Raw genomic sequence first — 600 nt, 5'->3', positions numbered from 1 at the left:
GCCGGTGGAGGACACGATGCCAGAGGCTCTCACGTTCGACTCGGGCGGCGTCCCGTGCGCCGCCACGCTGTACCGCCCGACGCCGGCCGGCGCCGCGGCGCCCTGCGTGGTCATGGGCCACGGCTTCACCGGCACCCAGGACCAGCTGACCGAGCACGCCGCCGGCCTCGCGGAGCACGGCCTGGCCGTGCTGACCTTCGACTACCGGCGGTTCGGCCGCAGCGGCGGCGCACCCCGGCAGATCGTGGACGCCGCGGAGCAGCTCGAGGACTGGCGCGCGGCCGTACGCCTGGCCCGCTCCCTGCCCGGCCTCGACCCGGCCCGCACCGCGCTGTGGGGCAGCTCGCTGTCCGGCGGGCACGTCCTGCGGCTGGCCTCCGAGGACCGGCGGACCCGGGCCGTGGTCGCCCAGGTGCCGGAGTTCGGCAAGGGCTCCCGGAGCACTGCCGAGGAGCTGCGGGCCAAGAGGCGGCAGGAGCACATCCCGCTCGGGACGCTCCTGCGGACCACCGTCCGGCTGGTGGCCGCGGCGGTCCGCGACGAGCGGCGGGGCCGGCGCGGGCTGCCTCCGTACTGCATCCCGGTGTTCGCGCTGCCCGG

At 77.5% G+C, this 600-nt stretch carries 1 protein-coding gene; it reads left to right on the top strand.

What is annotated here, in order from left to right; genetic code table 11:
• Positions 1 to 16: 16 nt before the first annotated feature.
• Positions 17 to 600 (top strand): alpha/beta hydrolase (locus tag QYM41_RS17675; protein WP_368801078.1); only part of this gene is annotated, 584 nt, incomplete at its 3' end.

Origin of the sequence: Kocuria oxytropis (assembly GCF_040981195.1) — a bacterium.
In the GTDB taxonomy this organism is placed as follows: domain Bacteria; phylum Actinomycetota; class Actinomycetes; order Actinomycetales; family Micrococcaceae; genus Kocuria; species Kocuria oxytropis.
This window is presented reverse-complemented; position numbering and strand designations above follow the sequence as displayed.